2 protein-coding genes and 1 pseudogene are annotated in these 2,970 nt (G+C 69.3%); all 3 read right to left on the reverse strand.

Going from position 1 to position 2,970, the window contains the following annotated elements; all coding sequences use genetic code 11:
• Window positions 1–779, reverse strand: a pseudogene (locus AC1D00_RS34310) (GGDEF domain-containing protein); the annotation flags it as partial.
• An 83-nt stretch (window positions 780–862) separates the two neighbouring features.
• Entirely contained in the window at window positions 863–2,365 is a 1,503-nt protein-coding gene (locus tag AC1D00_RS34315; RefSeq protein WP_477013728.1) for an AMP-binding protein, read from the reverse strand.
• Window positions 2,366–2,369: 4 nt separating this feature from the next.
• The coding region (locus AC1D00_RS34320) for an ABC transporter substrate-binding protein (RefSeq protein ID WP_477013729.1) at window positions 2,370–2,970 on the reverse strand (601 nt) is incomplete at its 5' end.

Below are 2,970 nucleotides of genomic sequence, written 5' to 3' on the forward strand. Positions count from 1 at the left end.
GTGCGGCTCAGTTGCGCTTCCAGCGCGTGCTGGCGGATCAGTGGCAGCGCGTTGGCGGCGACTTTCGCCGGCTCGCCCGGGATGAGCTCGAGATTGGGCAGGTCGTAGGTCTGAACGAGCTGGTGCGCGGTGACGATCACGGGCAGGCTGCGGAAGCGGGTGTCCTCGGCCAGCACCGTGAGGAAGGCGTCGGTGACGCGCGCGGTAAAGCCTTCGGCGAGCACGACGCCGTCGATGTCGCGGGTGTTGAGATGCTTGGCCGCGGCCTCGATCGAGAGCGCGCCGATGACGCCGACGCGTTCGCCGAGAGCGACGGAGAGTGCGGGATAGGCCGCGCCGCGGCCGATCAGGAGCACGGTGGCATCGCGCGACGGATCGCTCTGCGGCAGCGCGACCTTCACCTCCGGCAGCCGGCGCAGCACGGTGGCGTGAAGGGTGCGGACGCGCAGCGCGGCGCGGAGCCGCGCGCTCAGGCGGTCGGGATTGCCGCGCGAGGAGAAGGGCAGGGCGTTGTGTGGCAGCGCGCCCGCCGCATCCAGGGCCACGAAGGGAAGGTACGGCGACTGGTCGGCGATCTTCCTGGCGAGCAGCGCCAGATACGGCTCATACCCACTTTTCATTGCGGCCAGAACCGCGGCCGGCTGCACCTGCTCGACCGCGCGCGCCGCGCTGGCCCAGTCGGTGTCGACCACGGGAAAGAGACGGGCCTCGTCTAGCGCCGCAACGAAGGCGGGGCGCTCGGCATTGGAAACAAAGAGGATCGGGCCCGCCTGGGACATCGCAAACTCGGATCACGCGACAGATGCTGCGCAATCTAGTTTGGCCGCCTTAATGCAGCGTCAACGGTGGGTTGAAAATACGCCTAGGCCGCCCCGGAGCGGTCGCGAAAAGCCTCGACCATCAGGGGGTTAAGCCCGAGTTCGTTGAGCGCCTCGCGGGCGCGGGCGTTGTCCTGGGCCCGGCCCGCCAACCGGTGACCGGAGAGGCGGTCGGGCAGCGCGGTGAGCAGGGCGCCCTGGCCGAGCCGGCGCGCCCATTCCTGGAGGTCGTTGGAGAGGAAGCGGTAGCCGCCGACGGCCATGATGCCGGAGGGCGGCGCGGTGATGCAGATCGCACCGCTTGGACGATCGAGCCGCGCCGCATAGCCGGTGTCGACATAGTCGCGCGGCGGCTGCGCGATCAGCGTCTCGCCGACCGGCTGCGGCGGGGCGTAGGCCGCGATCGGCACCATCGCCCCGCGCAGGCCGAGCGTACCCTTCGGTGTCAGCAGGATCTCGCCGGCGATGGATGAACCGGACTGTTCGCGCGGGGCGCCGTGCGGCCCCGGCATCACCGCAACAGGCATGCCGTCCTCGCCGCGGCGGGCGCCGAACAATCCGGCCTCGCCGAACAGATAGACGTCGGTCAGCGGCGCATGCGGCGCGATCCAGGCATCGCTTGCCACCACCTGCTCGGGCGCGCGCCACAGGCCGATGACGTTGCGCAAGGTCGGCATCCGCGCCGCCAGGTCGGAATCGCCGAGCCGCAGCGCGAGCTGCGCGGGCGCGATCAGCACCTCGCATTCATGCTCGTTGATCTGCTGCTCCAGCACGTCGTTCTCGAAGGGATGATGCAGCGCCAGCGCACCGCCCGAGAGCAGCCACACCGCGAGGGAGGAGGCGAGGCCGGCGAACGACATCGGCGTGAACGCCGCCATCACGGTCGCGCCCTGCTTGATATCGGCCTCCAGCGACATCGCGAGGCCACCGGCGATCAGGCTGAAATGCGGCCGCGGCACCGGGCGAAAACCTTCCGCCGTGACGTCGAAGGAGATCATCGCCGCCTTGCGGCCGTCCTGGATCACGGCACGCGTGGTGCCGGGCGGGCGGGCCAGCACCTCGTCGAGCGAGGCCATGCCCTCGGGCAGGTCGGTGCCGAAGCCGCAGACATGGCGGATCGAGAACGCCTCGGCCGCAGCGTGCATCGCGAGGTCGGCATAGCTGACGCCGTCGACCTTGCTCATGGTGACGATGGCGCGCGCCGCGGTGCGGTTGAGCGCTGCAGTCAGTTCCGCGTGGCGCCACAGCAGCGGCAGCACGGCGACGACGAGGCCGGCGCGATGGGCGGCGAGCACGGTCAGCACGAACTCGACCGTAGCAGGCAGCTGGATTGCAATGACGGAATTGGCCGGCAGGCCCGATTCGACGAAATAGGCCGACAGCGCCTCGATGGCGGTATCGGCCTCGGCATAGCTCATCCGCCGCGGCTGGTGCCCGGTCACGCGCGCCTTGTTGAGGGGGTCGAGCAGGGCGGTCGCGTGCGGCTGCCGCATCAGCGTGCGCTGGAACAGCGTGTCGAGCGTCGGCGATACGGCTGGCTGGTTCACGGCGTCACTTCGCTTGACTGGGCTCACCCTTCGACCACCAGGTCTCCGGCAGGTAGCCGGACAGCGCGATGGCCTTCGGCCGTTCTATCCGATTCCAGCGCGCGATCCATTGCTCGGATACGTTAAACAGGGGGATTGTGTAGAAGCCCGCGATCAGGGCGCGGTCGAGCGCGCGCACCGCCGAGACGAAGGCCGTATGTTCACGGGCCTCCAGCAGGGCGCCGATCATGGCATCGACAGCCGGATCCCTGGCGCCCATGTAGTTGCGGGTGCCGGGATTGTCGGCGGCAGCGCTGCCCCAATAGAAATACTGCTCGTTGCCGGGCGACAGCGACTGGTCCCAGCGGTTCTGGATCATGTCGAACTCGTAAGCGAGCCGGCGCTGGTCGAATTGCACGGGATCGACCGACCGTACCCTCGGCTCGATGCCGGCACGCTTGAGGTCGCGCTGGAAGGCGAGCGCGATGCGTTCCTGGTCGCGGGTCGTGACCAGGATCTCGAACGTGAAGGGCACCCTGGTCGTGCGGTTGCGCAGGACGGTGCCGTCGAGATCGTAGCCGGCCTCCGACAACAGTTTCAGCGCGGCGCGCAGCGTGGTCCGGTCG

The sequence above is a fragment of the Bradyrhizobium sp. P2_E8 genome (genome assembly GCF_056403875.1).